General features: G+C 48.6%; 1 protein-coding gene. It reads left to right on the top strand.

Features of this window, described 5'->3' with window-relative positions:
• Window positions 1-263: 263 nt before the first annotated feature.
• Window positions 264-1,487, top strand: a complete 1,224-nt coding sequence (locus N0M98_RS33600; protein WP_249864387.1) for an IS110 family RNA-guided transposase — start codon at window positions 264-266, stop codon at window positions 1,485-1,487.
• The last annotated feature ends 148 nt before the right edge of the window (window positions 1,488-1,635 follow it).

The following is a 1,635-nucleotide window of genomic DNA, read 5'->3' as shown; positions in this document are numbered from 1 at the left end:
CCCAAAAGCCATCCATGCCGCTGACGCGGCACCATTGATGATGAAAATGGGGTTGGTACTAACAAAAAACGTTAACACTGCTACTATGGCTGGCGAGGAAGGTCGGTTCACTTTGGTGTCCTGAACCCATCCAAAAGTCTGACTCCGACGACCTGGTGTACCTTAGATTGTCGCTCCCAACTTGGGAAGCACGCAGGGTAGATTAATCCCTTATCGGTTGTTGCACCAGCCTCAATTTTTTAGCCATAGAAAGGTGACTGACCATGGAAGTGCTTATTGAACGTGCCTGCGGTCTGGATGTCCACAAAAAGAACATTACCGCCTGTATCGTTACCCCTCAAGGAAAGGAGATTAGAACGTTTCCCACCCATACTTTCTATTTGATGACACTCGTCGACTGGATCAAGGAACATCAGTGTACCCATGTCGCCATGGAAAGTACGTGTGTGTATTGGAAACCCATTGTTAACCTGCTCGAAGCCGAAGACATTCATTTCCTTGTCGTCAACGCTCATCATATGAAGGCCGTTCCAGGACGCAAGACCGATGTAAAGGACGCGGAGTGGATTGCAGATTTACTTCGGCATGGCTTACTTACTGCCAGTTATATTCCGGATCGCAACCAGCGCGAACTTCGTGAGTTAGTTCGTTACCGTCGGAGCCTCATTCAAGAGCGGGCACGTGAGCTTAATCGCATCCAGAAGGTTCTCGAAGGCGCCAACATTAAGTTGTCTTCTGTCATCTCCGACATCATGGGCGTTTCAGGGCGAGACATGCTCGAGGCCATGATCGAAGGAGAAGACGACCCGCAGAAGCTCGCTGATTTAGCCCGTCGGAAGATGAAAAGCAAAAAGGCTGAACTCGAGCTCGCCCTTCAAGGACATATGAATCCACATCAACGGCTAATGCTCAAAACCATGATCACACACATGGATTTTATAGCCGAACAAATTGTGGTCCTTGATCAGGAGGTTGCGAAACGACTTGACCCTTTTCGGAAAGACCTGGAGCGACTGGACACGATTCCAGGAATTGCTCTGCGTACAGCTGAACAAATCATGGCGGAAATCGGAACCGATGTGGCTTCCCGCTTTCCGAAAGCTGCTCACCTTTGTTCATGGGCAGGACTTGTTCCAGGTCATAACGAAAGCGCTGGGAAACGAAAGTCGTCCAAAACCCGAAAAGGCAACAAGTATCTCCGTTCCGCTTTAATCGAAGCGGCTCATTCTTTGAAAAGTTCCGATAACTATCTCGGCGCACAATATAGGCGCATTGCGGCTCGCAAAGGTAAGCAGCGAGCAGCCGTTGCTGTTGCCCATTCTATCTTGACCATTGCTTACCACCTCCTCACCCGTCAAGAGGACTATCGCGAACTGGGCGCGCAATACTTTGAGAAACGTCAAGAAAAAGCGCTTGTTAGACAGTCCGTTCGTAGGCTGGAGAATCTAGGTTATACCGTAACATTAACGGAAACAAAAATCTCTTAAGCATCAGCCCCACTTTTTTTCCCGAGCGCGATTTTTTTAAACATGAAGAGCCGCGCTTAGCTTAGTGTTGTCATTTTTAGGTACTACGCTAAAAAATTTTCAGGGTAGTGACGTGATGCTCTGAAGCTTATTCCGTCCGCATCCAGCC

It is taken from the genome of Paenibacillus doosanensis (genome assembly GCF_025060755.1).
Taxonomy (GTDB): Bacteria; Bacillota; Bacilli; order Paenibacillales; family NBRC-103111; genus Paenibacillus_S; species Paenibacillus_S doosanensis.
Note: the sequence above shows the minus strand (reverse complement) of the source record. Positions and strands in the feature narration are given on the sequence as shown.

What these genes read in the sequence shown, in the direction of transcription:
- N0M98_RS33600 (WP_249864387.1), top strand. Translation starts at nt 264, where the DNA reads ATGGAAGTGCTTATTGAACGTGCCTGCGGTCTGGATGTCCACAAAAAG.